At 73.4% G+C, this 24,512-nt stretch carries 24 protein-coding genes and 1 pseudogene; 13 read left to right on the top strand and 12 right to left on the bottom strand.

Going from position 1 to position 24,512, the window contains the following annotated elements; genetic code table 11:
- Positions 1-39 precede the first annotated feature (39 nt).
- Entirely contained in the window at positions 40-888 is an 849-nt protein-coding gene (locus ACIBP6_RS13155; RefSeq protein ID WP_449594558.1) for an SCO6745 family protein, read from the bottom strand.
- A 146-nt stretch (positions 889-1,034) separates the two neighbouring features.
- Here ACIBP6_RS13155 and ACIBP6_RS13150 point away from each other — a divergent pair, with 146 nt between their 5' ends.
- Positions 1,035-1,541, top strand: a complete 507-nt coding sequence (locus ACIBP6_RS13150; RefSeq protein WP_397051777.1) for a CGNR zinc finger domain-containing protein — start codon at positions 1,035-1,037, stop codon at positions 1,539-1,541.
- A 111-nt stretch (positions 1,542-1,652) separates the two neighbouring features.
- Positions 1,653-2,351, top strand: coding sequence for a DUF1275 family protein (locus ACIBP6_RS13145; RefSeq protein ID WP_397051775.1), 699 nt, complete (start codon positions 1,653-1,655; stop codon positions 2,349-2,351).
- A 17-nt stretch (positions 2,352-2,368) separates the two neighbouring features.
- On the opposite strand, the gene ACIBP6_RS13140 is transcribed toward ACIBP6_RS13145, so the two are convergent.
- From ACIBP6_RS13140 to ACIBP6_RS13120, 5 genes are all read right to left on the bottom strand, one after another.
- Positions 2,369-3,931 (bottom strand): choice-of-anchor I family protein, encoded by a 1,563-nt coding sequence (locus ACIBP6_RS13140; protein WP_397051773.1) that lies wholly within the window; start codon positions 3,929-3,931, stop codon positions 2,369-2,371.
- A gap of 276 nt (positions 3,932-4,207) precedes the next feature.
- A complete protein-coding gene (locus ACIBP6_RS13135; RefSeq protein ID WP_397051771.1) occupies positions 4,208-5,107 on the bottom strand; it encodes a GNAT family N-acetyltransferase in 900 nt (299 codons plus the stop codon).
- 180 nt (positions 5,108-5,287) lie between these two features.
- A complete protein-coding gene (locus ACIBP6_RS13130) occupies positions 5,288-5,554 on the bottom strand; it encodes a hypothetical protein (RefSeq protein ID WP_397051769.1) in 267 nt (88 codons plus the stop codon).
- A gap of 87 nt (positions 5,555-5,641) precedes the next feature.
- A complete protein-coding gene (locus tag ACIBP6_RS13125) occupies positions 5,642-6,004 on the bottom strand; it encodes a cupin domain-containing protein (protein ID WP_132613727.1) in 363 nt (120 codons plus the stop codon).
- A 78-nt stretch (positions 6,005-6,082) separates the two neighbouring features.
- On the bottom strand, positions 6,083-6,622 hold the full coding sequence (locus ACIBP6_RS13120; protein WP_397051767.1) for a dihydrofolate reductase family protein: 540 nt from the start codon (positions 6,620-6,622) through the stop codon (positions 6,083-6,085).
- Positions 6,623-6,723: 101 nt separating this feature from the next.
- Here ACIBP6_RS13120 and ACIBP6_RS13115 point away from each other — a divergent pair, with 101 nt between their 5' ends.
- The gene (locus ACIBP6_RS13115; RefSeq protein ID WP_397051765.1) at positions 6,724-7,536 is read left to right on the top strand and encodes a response regulator; all 813 of its coding nucleotides are present in this window, start codon (positions 6,724-6,726) and stop codon (positions 7,534-7,536) included.
- A gap of 84 nt (positions 7,537-7,620) precedes the next feature.
- Here ACIBP6_RS13115 and ACIBP6_RS13110 read toward each other — a convergent pair whose 3' ends face one another.
- The gene (locus tag ACIBP6_RS13110) at positions 7,621-9,153 is read right to left on the bottom strand and encodes an alpha/beta hydrolase (protein ID WP_397051763.1); all 1,533 of its coding nucleotides are present in this window, start codon (positions 9,151-9,153) and stop codon (positions 7,621-7,623) included.
- A 162-nt stretch (positions 9,154-9,315) separates the two neighbouring features.
- Between ACIBP6_RS13110 and ACIBP6_RS13105 the strand changes: the two genes are divergently transcribed.
- From ACIBP6_RS13105 to ACIBP6_RS13095, 3 genes and pseudogenes are all read left to right on the top strand, one after another.
- Positions 9,316-9,843 (top strand): MarR family winged helix-turn-helix transcriptional regulator, encoded by a 528-nt coding sequence (locus tag ACIBP6_RS13105; protein ID WP_397051761.1) that lies wholly within the window; start codon positions 9,316-9,318, stop codon positions 9,841-9,843.
- A gap of 116 nt (positions 9,844-9,959) precedes the next feature.
- Positions 9,960-10,862: pseudogene (locus ACIBP6_RS13100) on the top strand (LLM class flavin-dependent oxidoreductase); the annotation flags it as partial.
- Positions 10,863-10,873: 11 nt separating this feature from the next.
- Complete coding sequence (locus tag ACIBP6_RS13095; RefSeq protein ID WP_397051759.1) at positions 10,874-13,201, top strand: LLM class flavin-dependent oxidoreductase; 2,328 nt, start codon at positions 10,874-10,876, stop codon at positions 13,199-13,201.
- On the opposite strand, the gene ACIBP6_RS13090 is transcribed toward ACIBP6_RS13095, so the two are convergent.
- Both ACIBP6_RS13090 and ACIBP6_RS13085 read right to left on the bottom strand, forming a co-directional pair.
- Positions 13,176-13,916 (bottom strand): SAM-dependent methyltransferase, encoded by a 741-nt coding sequence (locus ACIBP6_RS13090; protein ID WP_397051757.1) that lies wholly within the window; start codon positions 13,914-13,916, stop codon positions 13,176-13,178. The two genes, ACIBP6_RS13095 and ACIBP6_RS13090, sit on opposite strands and share 26 nt — an antisense overlap.
- A 49-nt stretch (positions 13,917-13,965) precedes the next feature.
- On the bottom strand, positions 13,966-15,276 hold the full coding sequence (locus ACIBP6_RS13085; protein ID WP_397051756.1) for an ankyrin repeat domain-containing protein: 1,311 nt from the start codon (positions 15,274-15,276) through the stop codon (positions 13,966-13,968).
- 244 nt (positions 15,277-15,520) lie between these two features.
- On the opposite strand from ACIBP6_RS13085, the gene ACIBP6_RS13080 reads away from it, so the two are divergent.
- The 4 genes from ACIBP6_RS13080 to ACIBP6_RS13065 are packed head-to-tail and all read left to right on the top strand — an operon-like array spanning position 15,521 to position 18,523.
- Positions 15,521-15,931 carry a molybdopterin-binding protein gene (locus ACIBP6_RS13080; RefSeq protein WP_397051754.1) on the top strand — a complete coding sequence of 137 codons (411 nt, stop codon included), beginning with the start codon at positions 15,521-15,523 and terminating at the stop codon, positions 15,929-15,931.
- Positions 15,928-16,671: a molybdate ABC transporter substrate-binding protein gene (gene modA / locus ACIBP6_RS13075; RefSeq protein WP_397051752.1), complete on the top strand. Its 744-nt coding sequence runs from the start codon at positions 15,928-15,930 to the stop codon at positions 16,669-16,671. Before ACIBP6_RS13080 ends, modA begins: the two co-directional genes overlap by 4 nt.
- Positions 16,668-17,483 (top strand): ABC transporter permease, encoded by an 816-nt coding sequence (locus tag ACIBP6_RS13070; RefSeq protein ID WP_397051750.1) that lies wholly within the window; start codon positions 16,668-16,670, stop codon positions 17,481-17,483. Before modA ends, ACIBP6_RS13070 begins: the two co-directional genes overlap by 4 nt.
- Entirely contained in the window at positions 17,480-18,523 is a 1,044-nt protein-coding gene (locus ACIBP6_RS13065; protein ID WP_397051748.1) for an ABC transporter ATP-binding protein, read from the top strand. The genes ACIBP6_RS13070 and ACIBP6_RS13065 overlap by 4 nt, the downstream gene beginning before the upstream one ends.
- Here the strand turns inward: ACIBP6_RS13065 and ACIBP6_RS13060 are convergent.
- Positions 18,520-19,875 (bottom strand): MFS transporter, encoded by a 1,356-nt coding sequence (locus tag ACIBP6_RS13060; protein ID WP_397051746.1) that lies wholly within the window; start codon positions 19,873-19,875, stop codon positions 18,520-18,522. The two genes, ACIBP6_RS13065 and ACIBP6_RS13060, sit on opposite strands and share 4 nt — an antisense overlap.
- Before the next feature lie 167 nt (positions 19,876-20,042).
- Between ACIBP6_RS13060 and ACIBP6_RS13055 the strand changes: the two genes are divergently transcribed.
- Positions 20,043-20,723, top strand: coding sequence for a TetR family transcriptional regulator (locus ACIBP6_RS13055; protein ID WP_397051744.1), 681 nt, complete (start codon positions 20,043-20,045; stop codon positions 20,721-20,723).
- Positions 20,724-20,726: 3 nt separating this feature from the next.
- On the opposite strand, the gene ACIBP6_RS13050 is transcribed toward ACIBP6_RS13055, so the two are convergent.
- The gene (locus tag ACIBP6_RS13050; RefSeq protein ID WP_397051742.1) at positions 20,727-21,743 is read right to left on the bottom strand and encodes an aminotransferase class V-fold PLP-dependent enzyme; all 1,017 of its coding nucleotides are present in this window, start codon (positions 21,741-21,743) and stop codon (positions 20,727-20,729) included.
- A gap of 380 nt (positions 21,744-22,123) precedes the next feature.
- Here ACIBP6_RS13050 and ACIBP6_RS13045 point away from each other — a divergent pair, with 380 nt between their 5' ends.
- The gene (locus tag ACIBP6_RS13045) at positions 22,124-23,680 is read left to right on the top strand and encodes an AMP-binding protein (protein WP_397051740.1); all 1,557 of its coding nucleotides are present in this window, start codon (positions 22,124-22,126) and stop codon (positions 23,678-23,680) included.
- 7 nt (positions 23,681-23,687) lie between these two features.
- Here ACIBP6_RS13045 and ACIBP6_RS13040 read toward each other — a convergent pair whose 3' ends face one another.
- A complete protein-coding gene (locus ACIBP6_RS13040; RefSeq protein ID WP_397051738.1) occupies positions 23,688-24,092 on the bottom strand; it encodes a YybH family protein in 405 nt (134 codons plus the stop codon).
- Between the two features lie 200 nt (positions 24,093-24,292).
- Between ACIBP6_RS13040 and ACIBP6_RS13035 the strand changes: the two genes are divergently transcribed.
- Positions 24,293-24,508: a tautomerase family protein gene (locus ACIBP6_RS13035; protein ID WP_397051736.1), complete on the top strand. Its 216-nt coding sequence runs from the start codon at positions 24,293-24,295 to the stop codon at positions 24,506-24,508.
- Positions 24,509-24,512: the final 4 nt, after the last annotated feature.

Raw genomic sequence — 24,512 nt, 5'->3', positions numbered from 1 at the left:
TGATCGGCGGACCGGCGCCTGATCCGCGCCGCCCGGTGCTCAGTAGGCGACCTGGACGGTGGCGATGCCGAGGGTGCTGGTCATCGGCAGCAGACCGGCCTCGAAGACCGCGCCCAGGAACGGCGCGACCAGCTGCCCGAGGCGGGCCGCCCGTTCCTCGCCGAGGCGCCGCCAGGGCTCGGCGGCCAGTTGGTCGGTCATCCGCTCCACCTGGTCGCGCAGCGCCCGGCCCTCGTCGGTGGCGGTGCCGTCCGGGTGGACCAGCCCGCGGGCGGCGAGACGTTCCGCGGCCTCGTTCCACTCCTGTTCGCTCCAGCCGCGGCCGGCGAAGTTCGGCGCCGGCGCGGCGCCGATCGCGGCGAACGACACCAGGGCCTCGCACCCGTCCAGCTCGGCGGCGGCCAGTGCCGCCAGATGGCCGTCGCCGCGGTGCTCGCGCAGCACGGTGACGGCGTGCCAGAGCGCCATGTGGGGCTCGCCGGGCCAGGGCAGGTCGAGGTTGGCCGCCGCCAGCGGGCGCCCCGCCGCCTGGACGCTCTGCGCCGCCCTCATGGCGAGCTCGGCCGCCTCGGCCATGGCGTCACCGGCGACCGCGTCGCCGAGCAGCGCGCGGTAGGTGCGGTCGACCGCCTCGACGCGGGCCCGCAGCACCTTGTCGGGGGCGGCGACGTCCCAGACGGCGGGCACGTGCTCGGCCACCATGCGGGGGCTGAAGCTGTAGTACGCCGCCGTGGCCAGGTGGGTGCCCGTCCTGCCGAGAGGCGCGGTGCGGTAGGCGAAATAGGCGGGCCAGCGTGACTCCACGTCGTAGCCCAGCGCCGCCGCCTCCTCGAACGCCTGCGGGGCGAAGTAGAGCACGGCGTGGAGGGGCTCAAGCTGGTGCCACATGCGGCGGGCAAGTGCGGGCGATGCGCTCACGGCTTTCCTCACTGTCTAGATAAGCTATGCCAGTGACGATAGAGGCGTGGCGCATCACTGGTCAATCGCAAATAGACAGTTATGTCGGCAGATGGGCGGGGCTCGCCGTCCTCCTCGTGAACGCCCTGCACGTCACGCAGGCGCGCGGCCGTCCCGTCGAGCACCCCGCCGACCGCCGCGCCGCCCTGGAAGCCGCCTTCACCCGCCACGACTGGACCCCCGTCCCCGCGGTGGGGGAGGGCCGTGTGCGATTGACGGAGGAAAGTGCCGATCGTCTTGCCGGTGTGGCCGCGGAGCTTCACCCGGCCTTCGGCGGCGACGTGGCGGCGCTGAACCGGGCGCTGGTCCGCCACGGCGCGGTGCCGAGCCTGCACGGCGACCCGCCGGTGCTGGCCTTCCACCGGCCCGGGACGGACCTCGTCGACGCCTGGGCGGCCGACGCGTGCACGGCCCTCGCCATGGTGATCGGGGTGGGGCAGGGACGGCGGTTGCGCTCGTGCGAGGCGGACGGTTGCGAGCTGGTGTTCTTCGACGTCACGCGGAACGCCTCCCGCCGGTTCTGCGGGCTTTCCTGCCAGAACCGCGCGAAGGCCACCGCCTACCGCGCCCGCCGCCGTACGTGACGAGGGGTGCGTGAACGGGCGTGACGGGGCACACCTGGTGCATGCGACAGATCGACGAAGCCCCGTCGTGGTACGACCGCCGCCTCGCCAACGGGCACACCGGCTGAACCCGTGGATCACGGGAGTGGCCTGGTGCCCGGACGGCTGGTCTCGTGGCTGCTCCTGCTGCTCGCCGCCGCGGCCGGTGCCGTGGACGCGTTCTGCCTGATGAGACTGGGCGGCGTGTTCGCCGGCGTCATCACCGGCAACCTGGTGCACGTCGGCAGGGCCGTGGCGACGCGCGACGGCGAGCTCGCGCTCGCGGCCGCCGTCGCCGTGGTGGGCTACGCCGCCGGTGTCGCGGCGGCCAACGTCGGCCTGCGTTGCGGACGGCCGCACCGCGGCAGCGGATGGGGCCGCAGGGCCGGAGCCGTCGCGGCGGGGGAGTGCCTCCTGCTGGCCGGCGTGGCGGTGACGTGGGCCGTCACCGGCGGCCGGCCGGGCGAGGACGTGGTGGTGGTGCTCCTCGTGCTCAGCTCACTGGCGATGGGGGTGCAGAGCGCCCTGTCTCTCGGGTCGGGCATGCTGGCGGCGTCGACCACGTTCCTCACCGGCACCCTGACCGGGGTCGTGGGCGCGTTCACCGGCACCCCGTCGGAACGAGCAGGCGTGGCGGGCGGCCTCGCCCGCCTGACGGCGCTCCTGTGCGGTGCCGCCGCCGGGGCGCTCCTCCTCCACCTCGCGCCGTTGTACGCGCCCTCCTTCCCCGTGGTGCTGCTCGGAGCGGTGGCCGCCACCGTCCTGACGTTCACCCTCCGCCGCGAGAGCTGACCGGCGGCGCGGGGCGGTCAGGGGTTGATCTCGTAGACGGCGGTGGTGCCGCTGATCTCGTTGCCGACGACGAGGAGCGGGGTGCGGGTCGGGCTGTCGTGGGCGTCGATGAAGAGCACGCCCTCGGGACCGACGTCACCCGCGGTGCCGGCCTCGACGTCGCCGGTGAAGTCGCGGGTGTTGACGTACCCGGCCTCGCGGGGGTCGCGCGGGTCGGACAGGTCGAACACGGCGACGCCGCCGACCCGCTCCAGGCCCACGAAGGCGTACGGGCGGCCGCGTACGGTGCCGACCGTGACGCCCTCAGGCTCGGGGCCCTTGTTGTCGCTGCGCGAGTCGAAGGAGTCGTTCTCCTCGTTGTCGAAGTTGAACTGCCCGGGCAGCTCGCGCGCGATCAGCTGCTCCAGCCGGCTGCCGGAGTCCCACACCAGCGAGCCGTCGGTGGCCCGCACCGAGATCGAGCGGCCGCCGAAGACCCGCAGCTCGGTGTACCTGCCCTGCGCGTCCTTGGGCGAGTCGGCCAGCACGGTGAGCCGGCCCAGCTCGGAGTCCTGCTTGAGCCGCGCCGCGTCCGGGAACGCCGCAGGCGACAGCTCGGCGTCCTTGACCCGTACCTCGTCGGCGTGGCACTCCCATTCCCGGCTGTCGCCCTCGTTGGCCGTCACCAGGTACGTCCGGCCGCGGCTGCGGAAGTGGTCGACGGCGTCCGGCATGTACGCGCCCTTGACGGGATGTGGACGAATGTCGATCTTGTCGTCCTTGTCGGAGGCGTCGAACGCGTTGGCCGGCTTGGCGTGGTCCTTCAGCCCGAGCGGCACGATGTCGCGCACGGCGGCCCGGTCGAGGTCCACGACGGCCAGGGCGTTGTTCTCCTGCAGGGTGACCCAGGCGGTGCCCTTCTCGGTGGTGATGTACTCGGGCTCCAGGTCCTGGGCGACGCTCACGCCGGGGCCGCTGATCCGCACGCCCTCGGCGCGCAGCTGCTGCTCCTTGCCGTTCCAGGCCGTGAAGCGGGCGGTGCGGACGGCGCCGGTGCGTACGTCGACGACGCTGACCGAGCCCTCGGGGTCGTTCACGGCGCCGGCGCAGTACGAGGCGGCTTCGCCCTCGTTGGCGACGACGACCTTCCTGCCGTCCTCGGTGAAGGTCAGCATGTCCGGCAGCGCGCCGACGGTGACCTGGCGCAGCTTTTCGCCGGTGGACGCCCGGAAGAAGGCGACGCTGCCCGCGGCCGTCTTGTCCGCGGCCTGCTGGGCGACCGCCACCAGCCCGTCGTGCACGGCCACGCTGTTGGCGCCGGGCGTGGCGAGGGTGGCGACCTTGCGCGGGCTGCGCGGGTCGCGCAGGTCGAGTACGTCCACCGTGCCCCGCTCCGCGTTGACCACGAAGACCCGCCGGGTCTTGGCGTCGTACGCGGTGATCTCCGCCGCGCCGGCCCCGACCGCGCCGGCGGAGTACCGGCCGAGCAGGGACAGCTCCAGGCCGGAGGGCCTGACCTGGGCGGATGCGGCAGCGGCCGGGAATGCCGACAGGACGGACAGGCTCGCCGCCGCCAGGGAGAGTGCAGTGGTGGTACGCATGGGGCGCAGTGTCCTGAGGTGGGATGACCCGTCGTCGCCTTCCGGATGACCGGAACCTGAACCCTCCGTGACCAGGTGGCCCGCCGCGTACCGGGTCTTCGCCCGGGTAGCCGTCCGGTCATGAGGTTCGGGAACTGGGACGTGCGGCCGCTCGGCGGCTGGGTGGGGTGCCTGCTGATGATCGCCGTGTCGATCCTGCTGTCCGTGGTGCTGACCGTCGTCATCAACCTGCTGCTGTAGGGGCGGGGGCGCCCGCCGCGCCCCCGCCCCGGCGCGTCACTTCAGCGGTGCTCGCCGCAGGTCCCAGTAGCCGGTCGTCGGCCGCATGCCGAACGACTTGTTGAGCCGGAGCACGGACTCGTTCGTCTCGTGATTGTGCGTCACCACGGACCGGCCGCCGGCGCGGCGGACGCGCAGGAACGCCTCCGTCTTCAGCGCGCGGGCGATGCCCCGCCGCCGGTACGAGGCGTCGACCCCGGTGAACATCGTGTACCAGACGCCCCCCTCGATCCGGGGCGCGACGACCGTGATGCCGAGGGCGCGCGGCGCGCTCTCGTCCGGCTCCTCCTGCTCGGCCAGCAGCAGGATGGCGTCGGGCGGGAAATAGTGGCGCCCCTGCTCGGGATCGGCGCTCTGGTCGCTCGGCAGGCCGGGCATGCACCGCAGGGCGCACTCCAGCACGGTCTCCGGCTCCGTCACCATGTCGGCCCGGCGGATCCTCACCCCGGCCGAGCGGGCCGCCTCGCGGGCCCGCGTCTCGAGCGTGCCGTCCTCGGCGGCGAGGTCGAAGCTCCATCCCAGGTTGTCGCCCTGCACCGCGAAACCCCGCCGTTCGGCGAAACGCCGGCCGTCGGCCCGGTCGTCACGGAGATGACAGGACGCGGGGAGTGACTCGTGCGCGAGCCGCTCGTCCAGCAGGTCCGCCAGCGCGCCGCCCACTCCTCGCCCGCGGTACGGCTCGGCGACCGCCACGAGCGTGATGACAAGACCGGGGAACACGGGGTCGCTCGACAGGAGCGCCGCGCCGGCGATCCTGCCGTCCCGTTCCGCCACGAACGCGTGGCCCTGCTCGCCGGCCTCGGCGGCGGTCAACTGGAGGGTCACGTGGTGCGGGACGCCTGAGGCGCTCGTCAGCATGAGCAGGTCGGCCGCCGGACCGATGTCGTCTCGGCGCACAGGACGAAAGGCAAAATCCGAAAAAACAGACATAGGGCGCATTTTGGCACGGAGCGGATTCCCTGCCCGGCAGGAGGTCCCACCCGTACGGCCGCCCCGCGAAGGGCGCCGCCCGGGTTTCACGAGCGGCGGCCAGACGCAGGCGCTCATGGCCTTTGCGTGACGAGGAAGGGCGTTGTCTCAAGGGCGCTCGGCCAGCCATGCGGTCCTGGTGGTGCGGACGGTGAGGTCGTCGCGCCGCAGGACGCCGACGGGCCCGTCGCTGTCGATGAGGGTGTCGAGTGTGGCCGGGTCGTCGGCGCTCACCTGGTCGTCGAGGTGGGACCGGATGCGCCGCAGGGACCGGGCGTAGCGCGCGGTGGACGCGTGATCCCGCACGTCATCAGGGCGCACCGCGGCCCGGCGGAGATCCTGGGCGTCTTCCACCACGACGGCCGGCGTACCCACCTCCGGCCCTCGTCGCGAAGGGGCGCGCCGGTCCCGGACCGGGCGCTCATCGTGGCACCCGGTGCGTCCGGGTGGGTGTCCCCGTGGTCAGACGCCGGTGGCCTTGGCGTAGTCGGTCATGCGGCCCGAGAAGTCGTGGATGACGACCTGCTCGTCGCCCACCACCCAGGCGTCGTGTCCCGGCGGGCAGTCGAAGACGTCGCCGGGGCCCACCTCGGATTCGGCGCCGTCCTCCATGCGGATGCGCATGCGTCCCGTGGCGACGAACGCGTAGTGGTGCACCTGGCAGGAGTCCGTGCCGCTGATCTCCCGGAGCGACTCCGACCAGCGCCAGCCGGGCTCGTACGTGGCCACCGCGAACGTCAGGCCGCTGAGGTTGCACAGCTCCAGGTGACCCCTCGGGAAGTCGCGGCGTTCGTCCGGCTTGTCGATGCTCTTGACCTCGATCATGACGTGCCCCCTTCCGTCAGTTCCAGTCTTGCACCGGCCCCCTGCTCCGACAAACCCGCCTGACCTGTGCCTATACCGCTATTTCCGGCGTTCGATGGCGTACGTGGACTGCACGACGCCCGCCCCGAACGTCCGGGTGGACACGTGCACGAGCGGAACGTCGCCGCCCACCGGCCCGAACAGCGGCAGCCCGGACCCGATCAGCACCGGAACGGTCGTGATCGTCATCCTGTCGATCAGCCCCTCCCGCAGGAAGGTGCGGATGACCTGGCCGCCGTCGACGTACACGCCCTTGACGCCGCGTTCGGTGAGGCCCTTCAGGCACGAGTCGAGGTCGCGGTAGACGGTGACGCGCGGGTCGGCGCCCTCCTCCAGGGTGGTGCTGAGCACCGCGCAGTGCCGGCCCTCGTGCGGCCACGTCTCGAAGGAGAGCCCCGCCTCGTACGTGCCGCGCCCGGTCACGACCGCGTCGATGCCGGCGATGAACGCGTCGTAGCCGAGGTCGTCGCCGGCCGCCTCGCCCCGGCTGACGAGCCACTCGAGGTCGCCGTCCTCCCGCGCGATGAACCCGTCGAGGCTGACGCCGATGAACACGGAGCAGGTGAAGGGTACGGACATGCGTGCCTCCGATTAATAAATGTTGATTCGTTTACTAATCTACCGAGCGCCGACCGGATGTGTGAACGCCGATTCGCTCACCCCGCAGGACGGTCGCGATCGTGAGCCGCGCAGGCGACCGCGCCGGCACGTACGCACCAAGCACCGCGACCCCCGCCGGCGCGAGCGGCACGAGCGACGGCGCGACCTCGATCATGAATGCGGGCATCTCGATCACGAACGCGGGCATCACGATGTCGGCCTCCCGTGCCATGGCCGCCGACGACCAGGAGCTGGCGGGCTTCCGGCTCATCCTCACCGCCCGTGGGATCGATGTGGCCGGCGAGGCCGTCGACGGGGCCGAGGCCGTGGCGGTGGCGGTGGCCCGCCGGCTCGCCCCTGACGTCGTGCTGACGGACATCCGCACGCCCGTCATGGACGGCCTGGAGGCGGCGTGCCGGGTGCCGGCCCACGATCCGCACTGCCGCGTGATCATGCCGACCACCTTCGACCTCGACCGGTACGTCTACCCCGCCCTCAGCCTCGGCGCCAGCGGCTTCCTGCTCAAGGACGTCACCCCCGAGCACCTGGCCGCCGCCGTGCGCCTGGTCGGCACCGGCGACGCGTTGCTCGCCCCCTCGATCACCCGCCGCCTCGTCGAACGCTACGCCGCCGCCCGCCGCCGTCGACTGAGACCTGGCCGCCCTGACGCCGCGCGAGCGCGAGGCCCTCACGCTGCTCGGCCAGGGTCTGTGCAACGCCGAGCCGGCCGCCGCCCTGCGCCTGAGCGAGTGTTGCCGTCGCGTTCGCACTTTGTCGAGCGGAGCTCGCTGACGAGCCGACGCCGGGTCTCCGTGGACATCGGCGGCATGGACTCCCCGGGGGACATCTCGTTCACCGTGCACGGCACCACCCAGCGGCTGACCGCCTTCTGAACAAACGGCGGATCAACCCCATGCACGCCGTGCACAGCGGAACGGCGCGCCGCTGTGCGACGCGCCGTTCCCGTGTCCGTTCTCCTACGACAGGTTGTACGTCCAGCCGGGCAGCCCGGGCATCGGGCCCGGGAGCGGCCGGGCGCGCAGCGGGCTCACCTCGGCGGGCGGTACGGCCTCGCATCGCGCGCCCTTGGCGGGCACGGTGAGCGAGGTCAGGTACGCGTCGATGGCCTCCGTCGGGCAGGGACCGCGGCCGTAGATGCCGTGCCCCCAGCCCTCGTACGTGAGCAGCCTGGCCTCGTGCCCGATCTGCCGCGCCGCGTTGACCGCCCACGGGTAGCCGGTGGCGGGGTCGTGCAGGGCGTTGCCGAGCAGCAGCGTGGGCGTGCCCGACACGCGCAGGCGGTGCTGCGGGTTCGGGATGGGGGCGGGCGTGCCGAGGCAGGCCGCCGTGATCGGGTGAGCCGCCGCGCTGACCAGCATGTCCGGGGCGATCCTGGCCGACCGCTCCAGCAGCCGCGCCCACTCGCGGTGGTCGCGGACGGGCAGCAGCCAGTCCTGGCAGAAGATCCGGGTGGAGTCGTTGATCACCTGCTCCTGCCGGCCGGCGGCCGGCGGCGTCACGATCGCCCGCGCCGTGCCCTCACCGCTCTCCAGAGCCGCCAGCAGCTCGGCCAGCTGCTGGTACGCCGGCCCGTAGAACGCGCCGAACGCCTGAGAGACGAGAGTCATCTTGGTGAGCGTGAGGCCGGGCTCGCCGGGGAACTCCAGCTCGCCCCGGTCGGCCCGGGCCAGCAGCTCCTTCCACACCGCCCGCACGTCGCGTCCGTGCAGCGCGCACGAGGCGGTCGCCTCGCACCAGGAGACGAACTCGTCGAAGGAGTCCTGCGCGGTCCACGCCTCGGTGTCGAGGAAGGCCTTCGTGCCGAGGCTGTGGTCCATGTTGCTGTCGAGCATGAGGGCGCGCACCCGGCCGGGGTAGCGCTCGGCGTACAGCTGGCCGATGAGGGCGCCGTACGAGATGCCGTAGTAGGTGAGCTTGTCGTCGCCGAGGGCGGCGCGCAGGGCGTCGAGGTCGCGGACGACGCTGCCGGTGTCGACGTGGTCGTACAGCGCGCCCGTGCGCTCCCGGCAGTCCTGCCGGTAGCGCTCGTTGTGGGCCAGCAGCGCGTCGAAGTCGGCCTGGCTGTCGATGGACAGCGTGTCGGGGGCCTGCCTGGCGAGCTCCAGGGAGCACAGGATCGGATGGCTGCGGGCCACGCCGCGCGGGTCGAAGCCCACGATGTCGAAGCGGCTGGTGAGCTCCGGCGTGAAGCCCATTCCGCCGAGCACGGCGCTCACGCCGGACCCGCCGGGGCCGCCCGGGTTGATCACGAGGGAGCCGACGCGGGCCTCGGGGTCGGTAGCCTTGCGGCGAGCGACGGCGAGTTCGAACGTCTCGCCGTCCGGTTCGTCCCAGTCCACGGGAACGGTGAGCGTGCCGCACTCGGCCGTGGCGTCCTCGGGGCACGGGGCCCACGCGATGGTCGTGGTCGTTGCGGCGGCCGGGACCGCGGGGAGGAGGGACAGGGAGAGGGAGCCTAAGAGGCTGAGGATCAGTGCTGTTCTTCGCATATCACGCCCAATCATCGGGAAAATCCGATCATTGAGCAGAACGTCTTACAGGTCCATCCGACTCAAGGATGAACCGCGAGTCATCCTTGAGATGTGTGGTGTGACAGATCTTTCGGCAGGCGGAAAATCTGACGCCGCACGGACGATGGGTAGGATGCGCGCATGAGCAGCGAGCGGCCAGAAACCACCCCTGAGGAAATCTCCCGCGACGTGTCGGAGAACTTCGGCTGGACGCTCGGGGTGCTGCTGCGCGCGTACCACGGCTCGGTGGTCTCCGCGATCGGCGACTTCCCGCACGGGCCGCGGGGCTACCAGACGCTCGCCGCCGTCGTGGGTGGCGACCACCCGACCCAGCTGGCCCTGGCCGCCCATCTCGGCATCGACAGGACCGTCCTGACGTATCTGATCGACGACCTGGTGGGGGCGGGCTTCGTGGAGCGGCGGCTCAACCCGGCCGACCGCCGCCGGCGCCGCATCGTGGCCACGCCTGAGGGCGAGCGCGCGTTCCGGGAGTTGGAAGGGCGCGTCCACGACGCCGAGGACGCCCTGCTCGGCGCGCTGACCTCCGCCGAACGGGCGACGTTCCGGAGGTTGCTCACGCGGGTGGCCTGCGACGTGCGCGACATCGAGCCCGCCGACGACCCGTGCTCCGTGGCCGAGGAGATGCTGTCCGACGGCACTCGCCGCTGACCGTGGAATGACCGGGCCGGAATAACCGGACAGAACCTGCTGTTCTGCCGATCGTCTGGCATTGGATATTCTTCGGGACAACATATCTGCCTTGTGGGGGCAGAGGAGGAGCGCGCATGCCTGACTACGGCCACGACCTGCTGTTCGGGTCGTTCATCACCCCGGCGAACGCCACGCCGCACGAGGTCGTCGCCCTGGCGCAGGAGTCGGAGGCCGCGGGGCTGGACCTCGTGACCTTCCAGGACCACCCCTACCAGGCGGCCTTCCTCGACACCTGGACGCTGCTGTCGTACGTCGCCGCGCGGACGGAGCGCATCCGCCTGTCGGGCAATGTCATCAACCTGCCGCTCCGCCCGCCGGCCGTGCTCGCCCGCGCCGCGGCCAGCCTCGACCTGCTCAGCGGGGGCCGGTTCGAGCTGGGCCTCGGGGCCGGCGGGTTCTGGGACGCCATCGAGGCCATGGGCGGCCGGCGGCTGACCCCCGGCCAGGCCGTGGACGCGCTGAGCGAGGCGATCGACATCATCCGTGGCGTGTGGGACCCGTCCGACACGTCGCGCTTCCGGGTGGACGGCACGTACTACCAGGTCGCCGGGGCCAAACGCGGTCCGGCGCCCGCCCATGACATCGGCATCTGGCTGGGGGCGTACAAGCCGAAGATGCTCCGGCTCACCGGGGCCAAGGCCGACGGGTGGCTGCCGTCGCTGTCGTACATGGAGAGCCTCGACGCGATCACCGCGGCCAACGCGATCATCGACGAGGCCGCGGACGGGGCCGGGCGGGAGCCCGCGGCGGTCCGCCGCCTGCTCAACGTGTCCGGGCGCTTCGGGGCCGCCGGAGACGGGCTGCTGACCGGGCCGCCGGAGCAGTGGGCCGAGCAGCTCGCGGTGCTGACCCTCGAGTACGGCTTCTCGTCGTACATCCTGATGGGCGACGACCCGGCCATGATCCGGACCTTCGGCGGCGAGGTCGCCCCGCTCGTCCGCGACCTGGTGGCCAAGGAGCGCGCCGCGCGCGGGACGGTGCGTTGATCATGGACTACGGTCACCCCCTACGCTTCGGAGTCCTGCTCACCCCCGGCGAGCACGTCGGCGCCAAGGCGCTGGAGGACCTCGTCGACCTGGCCGAGCTGAGTGAGGAGCTCGGCTACGACCTCGTCACGTTCTCCGGCGGGCCCGCGCAGGCCGACCCCTGGACGCTCGCGAGCTGGGCCGCCGGCCGGACGAGCCGCGTCCGGCTGCTCGCCGCCCCCGCGCGGGACGGCAACCCCGCCGTCGTGGCGCGCGCCGCGGCCAGTCTCGACCTCCTCGCGGCCGGCCGGGTCGACCTGGCCCTCGCCCCCGCGCACACGCCGGACGCCGACGCCGTGGGGGAGGCGATCGACGTCATCCGGGGGATCTGGTCGGCCTCCGAACGGTCGCCGCTGTACGTCGAGGGGAAGCACCACCGGGTGGCGGGCGCGGATCGCGGGCCGGCTCCGTCCCGGACCGTCCCGCTGTGGATCGACGGCGCCGACCCCGCCCTCCTGCGCCTGACCGGCCGGCAGGCCGACGGCTGGGCGGCCCCGCTCGCCCTCGGAGCCCCACCGGCCCACCCCGGCGGCCACGCGGAGGACGGCACCGCGGCCGGCCCGGCGCCGGACGGGTCTGTGCCGGATGGCGTGTGGTTCGGGGAGCTGGTGGCGGCGCAGCGCGTGATCGACGCGGCGGCGGCCGAGGCGGGACGCGACCCCCGCGAGATCCGCCGCCTGGCCCGGATCGCCGGCCGCTTCACAGCGGACCGCGGCGGCTTCCTGACCGGCCCGCCCGAGAAGTGGGTCGCCGACCTTCTCCCGCTCGTCCTCGACGCCGGTTTCGCCACGTTCGTCCTCGCGGCCGGTGACCCCGAGACCGTGCGGCGCTTCGCCGCCGAGGTCGCACCGGTCCTGCGCACGGCCGTCGACCGCGAACGCCGGGCCCGCGGCGTCGCGGAGTCCGCGCCGGCGCGCAGCGCGTTCGTACGGAGCAAGCGCCGCGAGGACATCGACTACGACGCCGTCCCCGCCTCCCTGGCCGCCACGGCCGTCGAGCCCGGGGACGCCGCGTACGCGCGCGTGCGCTCCACCTACCTGCGCGGCGGCTCGCCCGGCCTGGTCCTGCGGCCCGGCACGCCGGCCGAGGTCGGCGACGCCATCCGCTTCGCCCGCACGCAGCCGGTGAAGCTGTCGATCCGCAGCGCCGGCCACGGCATCAGCGGCCGTTCCACCAACAACGGCGGCATCGTCATCGACGTCTCCCGCCTCAACGCCATCGAGGTCCTCGACAAGGAGACCCGCCGCGTGCGCATCGAGCCGGGCGCGCGCTGGAGCGACGTCGCCGCCGCGCTCGCCCCGCACGGGTGGGCGCTCAGCTCCGGCGACTACGGCGGCGTCGGCGTCGGCGGCCTGGCCACCGCGGGCGGCATCGGCTGGCTCGTCCGCGAGCACGGCCTCACCATCGACCACCTGCGCGCGGTCGAGATGGTGCTCGCCGACGGCTCCCAGGTGCGCGCCGACGAGCAGGAGAACCCCGAGCTGTTCTGGGGCGTACGCGGCGCGGGGGCCAACTTCGGCATCGTCACGTCGTTCGAGTTCGAGGTCGACGAGGTGGGTGACGTGGGATTCGCCCAGTTCGTCCTGGACGCCACCGACACGGCGGGCTTCCTGGAACGCTGGGGAGCCGCCATGGAGGCCGCGCCGCGCGACGTGACCAGCGCGGTCATCCTCGGCCGGCCCCGCCCGGGCCGGCCGCTCATCGCCCAGATGATGGCGGTCGTCGACTCCGACGACGCCGACACGATCGTCAGCCGGTTGCAGCCCCTCGCCGCGACCGCGCCCCTGCTCGACTACTCGATCCAGGTGCTGCCGTACGCGGCGGTCATGCACGTCCCGCCGGGCACGCACGACGCCCAGGGGGAGCCGGTGACCCGCGCCGCGCTCGCCGACCACCTCACACCCGAGCTGTCCGCGGCGGCGGCGCGGCTGGTCCGCAGCGGGCTGACGTACTTCTTCCACATCCGGTCGGTGGGCGGCGCCGCGTCGGACGTCGCCCCTGACGCGACCGCCTACGCGGGCCGCTCGGCCAACTTCCAGCTCGTCGCGTTCGGCCTCAGCCGCAGGGACCTGGATCCCGCCTGGGACGCCCTGCTGCCGCACTTCTCCGGCCAGTACATCAACTTCGAGACCGACCGGCGCCCGGAACGCGTGCACGAGGCCTATCCCGGCGACACCCTGCGGCGGCTGCGCGCACTCAAGCGCCGCTACGACCCCGCCAAGGTCTTCCGCGACAACTTCGCCGTCGACCCGGCCGAGGAGGACGTCACACCCGGCGCAGCAGCAGGGTGACGAACCCGAGCACACCCCGGTAGCCGCGCAGCCACATGTCGCGGTGGCCGCGGGCGGCGGCCAGGGCGGCGTCGCCGTCCGGTCCAGGGTGGTCAAGCGCCCAGGAGGTGAGGGTGCCGGTCCACGACCACTCGTACGCGTCCCACTCGCCGGGGGTGCTGGTGTGGCCGTGGACGGCGGCGAAACCGGCCTGCTCCATGGACTCCACCGTGCCGGCGAGGTCGGTGAAGTCCTCCGGCTTGGCGTCCAGCAGGCGAAGGGCCTCCGGCGTGGGCGGGCGTTCCCAGAAGCCCTCGCCGACCAGGGCGAGGCCGCGCGGGCTGAGGTGGCCGCGGACGGCCGCGAGCGCCGGCGCCAGCCCGCCGAACGCGTGCGTCGCCCCCACGCACAGCACCAGGTCGTACGACTGCCCGGCGGCGAAGTCGGCGGCGGGCGTGCGGTGCAGCCGGAGCCGGTCGGAGACGCCGCGGCGGTCCGCTTCGCGGGCGGCCGCGGCGAGCGCCATCTCCGAGACGTCCACCCCGTCGGCCGTCGCGTCGGGATAACGGGCCAGCGCCCTGGTCAGCCAGGCGCCCTCGCCGCAGCCGAGGTCGAGGATGCGCGCCCCGCGCGGCGGCTTCGCCCGGGCGAGCAGGCGTTCCACGGCGGTCTCACTGAGGGGAGCGGCGATGGGGTGGTCGCCGTGAGCGATGTGACTGATCGACTCTCGTTCCATCCTCGCGACTATTCAGGACCGCACAGAACCCAGCAATCGGATTTCCACCTCATGAGCGACCCGCCGTCCCTCCTCCTGTCAGGAGGGCGTCGATCGCGGCGTCACCGGTCGGCGGGGTCAGGCGGGTGGGGGCGCCGGCGGCCACGAGGGCGGCCACCGTGCCGAGGTAGTCGCCGTCGGCGGCGCGGTTGTGGCGCAGGCCCCACAGGGCGCAGTCGAGCGGGGTCGGGCCCTCCTCGTCGAAGGCGCGGTCGTCGAGGTCCGCCCCGCGTTCGATGAGCAACCGCACGGTCGGCGCCCGGCCGTGCATGGCGGCCTGGTCCAGGGGGGTGAAGTTGCTCCAGCCCCGGGTGTCCACCGCCATGCCGGCGTCCAGCAGCGCCCGCACCACCTCCGTGCGGCCCAGCTGCGCGAACTGCCCGAGCAGCCAGCCGGAGCCGCCGCCCGGCACACCGAGGACCGGCGGGGGAGCGGCCGGCAGGCGCGCGGACTCGCCGCGCGCCACCGCCAGCACCGCCGCGTCCACCGCGTCGAGGTCCGCCCGCGCGCCGCGCTCGGCCAGCAGCTCGTACGCCGCCAGGTGTCCGCACCGGGCGGCCAGCGCGAGCGGGCGGCGGCCGACGTCCCAGCGGTCCCACGGCAGGTTCACGTCGGCGCCGGCGTCCAGCAGCATCGTCAGCACGGGCGTGCCGCGACCCCGGGCGATCGCGTGGTGCAGCGCGCGGCACGCGTTCACGTCGGCCCCGTGGCCGAGGAACCAGCGCAGGCCCGCCGTGTCCTCGAAGTCCAGCTTGCGGACGATCAGGCGTTCGAAGCCCGGCCGGTGGAGCAGGTCGAGGAACGCGCCGCCGGAGTGCTCGCAGGCGCGGTAGAAGGCGTCCTCGTCCGGCGGCGCGCCGCGGTCGAGCAGCAGGCGGACGAGAGCCAGGTCGCCGCGCGCCACGGCGTCGAACAGCGCGCTCCGCCTGCCCTCACCGTTCCACTCGACGGTGTGGCAGGCGGGGTCGGCTCCGGCGTCGAGCAGCACGCGTACGCACGCGCGGATGCGCTCGGCGGGGCCGGTGCCGTGCCGTAGCAGCGCGAGCAGCGGCGGCAGCCCGCCGACCGGCGCCGTCGCCGCCTCGGGCTCGGCGGCCAGCAGCGCCGCGAGCGCGTCGGCGTCGGCCAGGGCGAGCGCCCGTTCGACTCCCTCCAGCCCCGTCGCGCGTACGTACGCCACCAGCTTCGGCCAGCTGGGGAAGCCGTGGTCGCGGGCGAGGTCGAACTGCGCCCGGCTCAGCTGCACGCCACGGGCGCGGGCGAGCGCCTTGGCCTGCTTGCGCAGGTGCTGCAGGGAAGGGCGCTGGGGAAGGTCAGGCACGGCGAACCTCCGTCTGCCCGTGTCCGCGTCTGCGGGCCGAGGTCCGTCGACCAGGTGTGCGGTGCTGCCGGTGGGATCGTCCCTGCCCCGCGGACTGGATGCGCCCGGCTGCGCACCCGCGAGTCTACCGGAGGGCCGCCCGGCGTGTGAGCGCGTATGTGCCAGGCCTGTGGGCGGAATAGGGGTGCGAATACTGAGGCCTGGACCCTTCTGGGGTGGATTGTGCGAGAGTATGGTGTGGACTGTGACGACGTTCAGGATCAGCGAGGCCGCGGCGCTGCTCGGGGTCAGCGCCGACACCGTGCGCCGGTGGGTCGACTCCGGGCGGCTCGCGGCCGAGCGTGACGAGCACGGCCATCGGCGGGTGCGGGGCGCCGACCTGGCCGCGTTCGCCCGATCCCAGGTGGAGTCGCCGGAGAGCGGGCGGTCCTCGGCCCGCAACCGGCTGCGCGGCATCGTCACCGACGTGCTGAAGGACGCGGTGATGGCGCAGGTGGAGATCGCGGCGGGGCCGTACCGCGTGGTGTCGCTGATGAGCCGGCAGGCCGCCGACGAGCTGGGGCTGGCGCCGGGCGTCATGGCCGAGGCCGTGATCAAGTCCACCAATGTCGTGGTCGAGGTCCCCGGCCGCGAGCGCGCGGGGAACGCCTCGTGAGACGCGTCCTGCTGACGGCCCTCGCGGCGGCGCTCGCCCTCGCGGGGTGCGGGGCGGAGGCGTCCGGCGGCGGGAAGGTGACGGTGTTCGCGGCGGCGTCGCTGACCGAGAGCTTCACCCGGCTCGGTGCGGAGTTCGAGGCCGCGCACCCCGGCACGGCGGTGACGTTCAACTTCGGGTCGAGCGCGACCCTCGCCCAGCAGATCGTGCAGGGTGCTCCGGCCGACGTGTTCGCCGCGGCCAGCCCCGCCACGATGCGGACCGTCACCGACGCCTCTCTGGCCGGTGCGCCGGTCACGTTCGCGCGCAACAAGCTGGAGATCGCCGTCCCCGCCGGCAACCCGGCCAAGGTCCGGACGCCGGCCGATCTGGCCGACCCGGGGGTGAAGGTCGCGCTCTGCGCCGAGCAGGTGCCGTGCGGGGTCGCCGCCGCCCAGGCGCTCAAGGCCGCCGGCATACGGGTCACGCCCGTGACGCTGGAGCAGGACGTCAAGGCCACGCTCACCAAGGTCCGCCTCGGCGAGGTCGACGCGGCGCTCGTCTACCGCACCGACGTGCTGGCGGCGGCCGGCGAGGTGCGCGGCATCCCGTTCCCCGAGGCCGACCGGGCGGTCAACGACTACCCGATCGCGGTGCTCGACGACGCACCCGCGGGTGACCTCGCCAAGCAGTTCGTCCAGCTCGTGCGCTCGCCGCAGGGCAAGGACGTGCTGGCCGAGGCCGGATTCGAGGCCCCATGACGACGACGTCCCGCGGCGGCGGGCGTGTCGTCGCCGGGCGGTTGCCGTGGGTGCTCGTGGTGCCCGCGCTCCTCGGGCTGGCCTTCCTCGTGCTGCCGCTGGCCGGGCTGCTGATCCGGGCCCCCTGGCCGACGCTGCTCCAGCGGCTGAGCGAGCCGCAGATCCTGGAGGCGCTGCGTCTGTCGCTGGTGACGGCCACCATCGCGACCGCCGTGTGCCTGCTGCTCGGCGTGCCGCTCGCCTGGCTGCTCGCCCGGGTCGACCTGCCCGGCAAGCGGGTGGTGCGGGCGCTCGTCACCGTGCCGCTCGTGCTGCCCCCGGTCGTGGGCGGCGTGGCGCTGCTGCTCGTCCTCGGCCGGCGCGGGCTCGTCGGCCAGTGGCTGGAGTCGGCGTTCGGCGTCACGCTGCCGTTCACCACCGCCGGCGTGGTCATCGCGGAGGCGTTCGTCGCGATGCCGTTCCTCGTCATCAGTGTGGAGGGCGCGCTGCGCGCGGCCGACCAGCGCTACGAGGAGGCCGCGGCCACCCTGGGCGCCTCCCGCTGGACGGTCTTCCGCCGCGTCACCCTGCCGCTCGTCGCCCCCGGCATCGTGGCCGGGGCGGTGCTGTGCTGGGCGCGGGCGCTCGGCGAGTTCGGGGCCACGATCACGTTCGCCGGGAACTTCCCCGGCACCACCCGCACCATGCCGCTGGCCGTCTACCTCGCCCTGGAGACCGAGCCGGAGGCCGCCATCGTGCTCAGTCTCGTCCTGCTCGCCGTCTCCGTGGTCATCCTGGCGAGCCTGCGCGACCGGTGGGTGAACGCCGCATGACCGCGCCCGGCCTGAGCGCCCGGCTCGTCGTCACCCGGCCCGCGTTCCGGCTCGACGTCTCCTTCGACGCCGCCCCCGGTGAGGTCGTCGCGCTGCTCGGCCCCAACGGCGCGGGCAAGACCACCGCCCTGCGCGCCCTCGCGGGACTCACCGGCCTGGCCGCGGAGGGGCACATCACCCTCGACGGCCGCCCCCTGCACACCGAACCCCCCGACCGGCGGCCCATCGGCATGGTGTTCCAGGACTACCTGCTCTTCCCCCACCTGTCCGCGCTCGACAACGTCGCCTTCGGGCCGCGCTGCCGCGGCGCCTCCAAGGCCGAGGCCCGCCGCGTCGCGGCCGACCTGCTCGAACGCGTCGGCCTCGCCGCCCACGCCGGCGCCAAACCGCGCCGGCTGTCCGGCGGCCAGGCGCAGCGGGTCGCGCTCGCCCGGGCGCTGGCCGTACGGCCGCGGCTGCTGCTGCTCGACGAGCCGCTCGCCGCGCTCGACGCGCACACCCGGCTGGAGATCCGCTCCCAGCTGCGCCGCCACCTGACCGGGTTCGACGGTGCCACCGTGCTCGTGACGCACGACCCGCTCGACGCCATGGTGCTCGCCGACCGGCTGGTGGTGGTGGAGGACGGCGCCGTCGTCCAGCAGGGCGGGCCCGCCGAGGTGGCCAGGCGCCCCCGTACGGACTACGTGGCGCGGCTGGTCGGGCTCAACCTGTACCGGGGGAGCGGCGACGGGGCCCGCGTCAAGGTGGGCGAGCTGCTCTTCAGCACGATCGAGCAGGTCGACGGGCCGGCGTTCGTGGCGTTCTCGCCGGCCGCCGTCGCGCTCTACCGCACCCGGCCCGACGGCAGCCCGCGCAACCTGTGGCAGGCCGCCGTCGAGGGCGTCGAACGCCACGGCGACAACGTCCGCGTCCACCTCGGCGGGCCCATCGCCGCGTTCGTCGACATCACGCCCGCCGCACTCGCCGACCTCGACCTGAGCCCCGGCCGGCAGGTGTGGGCCGCGGTGAAGGCCACCGAGACCCACGCCTACCCGGCCTAGCCTCGGGCCGGGGCCTGCTCGCGTGGCGCGGGCAGGCCGAGCTCCTCGGTCGGCACACGGTACGTCTCCCGCGCCGTGGCCACCGCGACGGCGCTGATCGCGCAGAGCACGGCGGTGAAGACGCCCACGCCGACCCAGCCCCGCAGGCCCAGCCAGCCCTCCGGCGAGACGATGCCCGCGGCCGAGGCCACCGCGAACCCGGCCACCGCGAAGCCGATCTGGGTGCCGATCGCCATGCCCGACAGGCGCACCTTCGTGCTGAACATCTCGCCGTACAGCGCCGGCCAGATGCCGTTGGAGGCGCTGTAGACGACGCCGAGCGTCAGGATGCCGACCACGAAGACCAGCGCGTAGTTGCGCGAGTTGATCGCCGCCAGGTACGCGAAGATCATGATCGGGCTGCCGATCGCGCCGACGAGGAAGACGGGCTTGCGGCCGATCCGGTCCGACAGCCGGGCCCACAGCGGGATCGCGACCAGCGCGACGGCGTTCGCGGCGATGCTCACCCAGAGCATCGTGGCGTTGTCGAGGCCGATCTCGTCGCTGGTCGCGTAGTTGAGCGCCCACACGGTGAAGATCGTGCTGACGGTGGCGATGAGCGCCGCGCACACCACGCGCACCACACTGCGCCAGTGGTCGCGGAACAGCACCGCCAGCGGCATCCGCGGCACGGTGCCCTGGGCGAGCTCCGCCTCGAAGGCCGGGGTCTCCTCCAGCCGCCTGCGGATGATCCAGCCGACCACCGCGACGGCCACACTCAGCCAGAACGGCACCCGCCAGCCCCAGCTGAGCAGTTGCTCCTCCGGCAGCGCCGCCACCGGGATGAACACGAACGTGGCCAGGATCTGGCCGAACTGCGTGCCGTTCAGCGTGAAGCTGGTGAAGTAGCCGCGTCGGTCGCTCGGGGAGTGCTCCAGGGTCATCGAGTTGGCGCTGGCCTGCTCGCCCGCCGCCGACAGACCCTGCAGGATGCGCAGCAGCACCAGCAGCGCCGGCGCGAGGTTGCCGATCTGGTCGCGGGTGGGCAGGCAGCCGATGAGGAACGTGGAGACGCCCATCAGCACCAGCGTGAACACCATGATCTTCTTGCGGCCGAACCGGTCGCCCACGTGACCCAGGATGAACGCGCCGACGGGCCGGGCGGCGTAGGCGACGCCGAAGCTGGCCAGCGACTGCAGGGTGGCGGTGGCCGGGTCGGAGTCGTCGAAGAAGACCCTGCTGAAGATCAGCGCGGCGGCACTGCCGTAGATGAAGAAGTCGTAGTACTCGAGAGCGCTGCCGATCCAGGCGGCGACGGCGGCCTTGCGGGGGGTGCCCCGGCTCAGGGGGGTGTCCGGTGAGCTGTCGGTCACGGTTGCTCTCCTCGGTGAGCGCGGTCCGGCGGCCCCCGACGCGCCGATTACCCGCGTTTTACGTACTAGATAGTTAATTAATGTCGCGGCAATGCTGCAGGGCCGCGCGGCGGCTGTCAAGGGACCGGTCGCCGTACGGTGTCGCGAGCGGTCATTACTATGGGCGAATGACCTCGCAGCCGGCCACCCAGCCTGCCACCCAGCCGGCCGACAGGCCGCGCCGGCGTGACGCCGAGCGCACCCGCGCGGAGATCCTCGCGGTCGCGCAGAGCGAGTTCGCCCGCCACGGCTACGCCGGGGCGCGGGTCGACGAGATCGCCGAGCTCATGCGCACGACCAAGCGCATGATCTACTACTACTTCGGCAGCAAGGAGCGCCTCTACGTCGCGGTGCTGGAGAAGGCGTACTCCGAGGTGCGCGCCGTCGAGCGCACGGTCGACGTCGAGCACCTGGCGCCGGTCGAGGCGATCCGCACGCTGGCCGAGCTGACGTTCGACCACCACGACGCCCACCGCGACTTCATCAAGCTCGTCGCCATCGAGAACATCCACCAGGGCGAGCACATCCGCACGTCCGAGGTGCTGGCCAACCTCGGGGCGCCGGTGCTCGACCTCATCTCGCGCATCCTGGAGGCGGGGCGGGCCTCCGGCGACTTCGTCACCGAGGCCGACGCCATCGACGTGCACATGATGATCAGCGCGTTCTGCTTCTTCCGGGTGTCCAACCAGCACACGTTCGGGGCGCTGTTCGGACGCGACATGACCGCCCCCGAGCATCGTGAACGGTTGCGCCGCATGGTCGGTGAGATGACCGTGGCCTACCTCCGGGGCGCCGGCAGCAGCGCCTGACGCTCACGTCAGGGCATTGAGGGCACGGTCCACGTCGTCGGTCGTCGTGTAGACGTGGAAGCCGGCTCGGACCTTGCCCGCCCGCACGGCCGCCCTGATCCCGGCCGCCTCCAGGCGTTCGCCAGGGGCGTCGACCGAGACGATGGCGGTGTCCGAGGGTTCCAGGCCGAGGCCCGTCCTGAAGCGGTTGGCGAGAGTCACGTCGTGCTCGTGGATCCGTTCCACGCCGATCTCGTTGAGCAGTTCGAGGGCGGGGGCCGCGCCGACGTACGAGAACCAGGCGGGCGACAGGTCGAACGCGCGCGCGTCGTCGGCGAGGCGCAGCGGCGGGCCGTAGTAGGAGCCGCCCTCGTCGGCGCCGCCGTACCAGTTGGCGGCCAGCGGGCGCATCCGCTCGCGCAGGCCCGGCGACAGGTAGCCGAACGCCGCGCCGCGCGGCGCCATCAGCCACTTGTACGCGGCGCAGGCCAGCGCGTCCACGCCCGCCACGTCCACGGGCAGCCAGCCGCACGCCTGCGAGCCGTCGGCGATCACCAGCGCGTCGTGGGCGCGGGCGGCGGCGACGATGTCGGCGAGCGGGGCGACGTACCCGGTGGCGGACTGCACCAGGCTGAACGCGACGGCGGCGGTGTCACGGGTGATCGCGTCGGCGAGGCGGTCGGCCGGCACCGTCCGGACCCGGGCGCTGACCATCCACGGGAACAGGTTGCTGGTGAACTCCTCCTCCGGCGCCACGACCTCGGCGCCCGCCGGCAGGGCGGTGGCCACGACGGACATGATCTGGGAGACCGACGAGCTGATCATCACGTCGGCGGGGGAGGCCCCGACCAGGCGGGCGAACGCGGAACGGGAGCGCCCGACGGAGGCGTCCCACGGTTTCCAGTCGCTGCTTCCGTGCCGCCACTGGGTCAGGGCGGTCTGCAACTCGTCGAACGCGCGGCGCGGGGGGATGCCGTAGGAAGGGGTGTTCAGCCAGCCCGGGTCCGCGTCCCAGAGCTTGACGGCCGTGGCGATGTCCATGCGCTCAGCCTAGGCAGCTCACCGCCGGACCGCGAGATCCCCTCGGCCGGTTCGGGTGGGGCCCGCGGTGGCGGGCCGAGCGTTGCCGGAGCGCGGCCCAGCCGCCGCGGCCGAGCCAGGCGGCCGCGCAGGCCGTCCGCGGCGCCCCGCTCCCAGAAGGTGTCCAGGTCAGCGCCCAGCTCCACCGCACCTGGGAACGCCCGCCACCATGGACCTTCCGGGTCCTCGGGCGTTTCGCCGACGGCACGGACGGTCCCGCGCCCGTCCCGGCGCGCCGGCCGGGTCAGCAGTGACGCGCCGCCGTCGCTGAGCGACGGGTTCCGGAGGCGTGCGGGCGGGCAGGCGTACCTCGTCTCGGGGAAGAAAGGCCTGATGAGCCCATGATCGGAAAGCTGATGGAGCTGGGCGGCTTCGGGATGGAGGCCGCTGTCACGCTCACCCGCAACGGGCTGCTGCGCCCGCTGCCGCCCGGCGTGCTGGCCCGCGTGGTGGAGGCGTACCGGACCTTCGACGTGTCGCTCGCGGCGGGTGTGGCGGCGGCCGCTGCCCGCTGGCCGGAGCGGCCCGCCGTGCTGGACGAGGACGGGACGCTGACGTTCGCCGAGCTGGACGCCCGCGCCGCGGCGCTGGCCGCCGGGCTGCGCTCCCGCTACGGAGCGGGGCCGGGCACAACGGTGGCGGTCATGTGGCCCAACCACCGCGGCTTCGTCACGGCCGCCGCGGCCGTGTCCCGACTCGGCGCCGACCTGCTGCTGCTCAACACCGGGCTGGCCGGGCCGCAGCTGCGGGACATCCTGCGCCGCGAGGGCGTCCACGTGCTCATCGCGGACCCGGGCCTCGCGCGGGTCCAGTTCGGCGGACCGCGCGTCAGCGACCTCGACGACCTGGTGAGCGAGGGCGGGCCGCCCGCGCCGAGGCCCCGCCGGCCGGGGCGGCTGGTGCTGCTCACCTCCGGCACGACCGGCGTGCCCAAGGGCGCCCCGCGCAGGCTCTCGCTGGGGGCGGTGGCGGAGCCGTTCGTGTCGATGCTGGCCACCGTGCCCGTGCGCGGCGGGGAGCCGATGCTCGTCGCGCCGCCGCTGTTCCACGGGCTCGGCATCCTGTGGTACGCGGTCGCGCTCGTGCTCGGCTGCCCGGTCGTGCTCATACGCCGCTTCGACCCGCAGGGCGTGCTCGACGCGCTCGAACGCACCGGCGCGGGCAGCATGGTCGCCGTGCCGGTGATGCTGCAGCGGCTGCTCGCCCTCCCGCCCCGGCGGCTGCCGCACCTGCGCGTGGTGCTCTGCGGCGGCTCGGCGCTGCGGCCGGACCTCGCCACCGCGTTCATGGACGCCTACGGCGACGTCCTCTACAACCTGTACGGCTCCACCGAGGCCGGCTGGGCGGCCCTGGCCACGCCCGCCGACCTGCGGGCCGCCCCTGAGACGGTGGGCCGCCCGCCGCGCGGAGCGACCGTGCGCGTCGAAGGGCCTGAGGGGCGCGAGCAGCCGGCCGGCGAGGTGGGACGGGTTCTGGTCGGCGGCGGCCTGACGTTCGGGACGGCCCCGCGCGGGGAGGACGGCCTGCTGGCCACCGGCGACCTCGGCCACCGGGACGAGCACGGCCTGCTGTTCATCGACGGCCGCGACGACGACATGATCGTCTCCGGGGGCGAGAACGTGTTCCCGCAGGAGGTCGAGAACCTGCTCGCCCGCCGCCCCGGCGTCGCCGACGTGGCGGTGCTCGGCGTGCCGGACGAGGAGTTCGGGCAGCGACTGGCCGCGTACGTGGTGGCCGGGCAAGGGGTCACGCTGTCGGCGGACGAGCTGAAGCAGGCCGTCAAGGAGGAACTGGCCGGGTTCAAGGTGCCGCGCGACGTGGTGTTCGTGCCGTCCCTGCCCAGGAACCAGACCGGCAAGGTGGATCGGTCCCGGCTCCTGGCGGACTCACGATCGTGACAGGTGGTCACGCGGTGCCGTGCGGGTTGTCGATGACGTAGCGCCATCGGCCGTCCGGGCCGCGGCGGACGACGTCGGTGGCGGTGCCGCCCAGGTCGACCGCGCTGCCGTCGCGCGCGGTGCCGCGCATCGACCAGTCGACGATGAGCAGGGCGATGTCCCCGGCCACGTACGCGTGCCGCGGGCGGGCCTCGATCGGCAGGCCGAAGCCCTGCAGGTGACGGTTGGCGGCGGCCAGGCCGGGACCGCTGACGGGGTGGCCCGGCACCGGCACGAGGACGGCGCCGTCCTCGTAGACGTGGTCCAACGCGTCGGGATCGCCGGAGTTCATCGCCGCGACGAACTGCACGGCGGGATTGCCGGGGTCGCCGGTGAGCACCAGGCGAGGCTGAGCATCGTCATGAAGGGTCATGACCACATGATCATATCACATGCCGATGGTTCATGATCACCGCGCGTGAGCAGATCTACGCCGTAAAGGCGGTAGCCGTGGGATCGTAACCCCTGGGTGGGCGCCGCCCTGGCTGCGACGGGCCCATCGGGCCACTCTGGCTGGACGGCCTGCACAGCGCAGGCGGTTTTCCCGTGAGCGCCTATCGAAAGAGAGCCACCATGCCGTTCGCCAACTTCAAGGTCCCGGCCGGAACCCTCGACGACAAGCGGAAGCAGACGATCGTCACCCGTGCCACCGAGTTGTACGTCGAGATCTACGGCGAGCGCGCCCGGGCCAACACCATGGTCCTGGTCGAGGAGGTCGCCGACGGCGGCTGGGGCATCGGCGGGGACGTCCTGACCCAGGCGATGCTCCAGCGGCACGCCGGAGACTGACGAC

The sequence above is a fragment of the Nonomuraea terrae genome (assembly GCF_044465245.1).
GTDB classification, from domain to species: Bacteria; Actinomycetota; Actinomycetes; order Streptosporangiales; family Streptosporangiaceae; genus Nonomuraea; species Nonomuraea terrae.
This window is presented reverse-complemented; position numbering and strand designations above follow the sequence as displayed.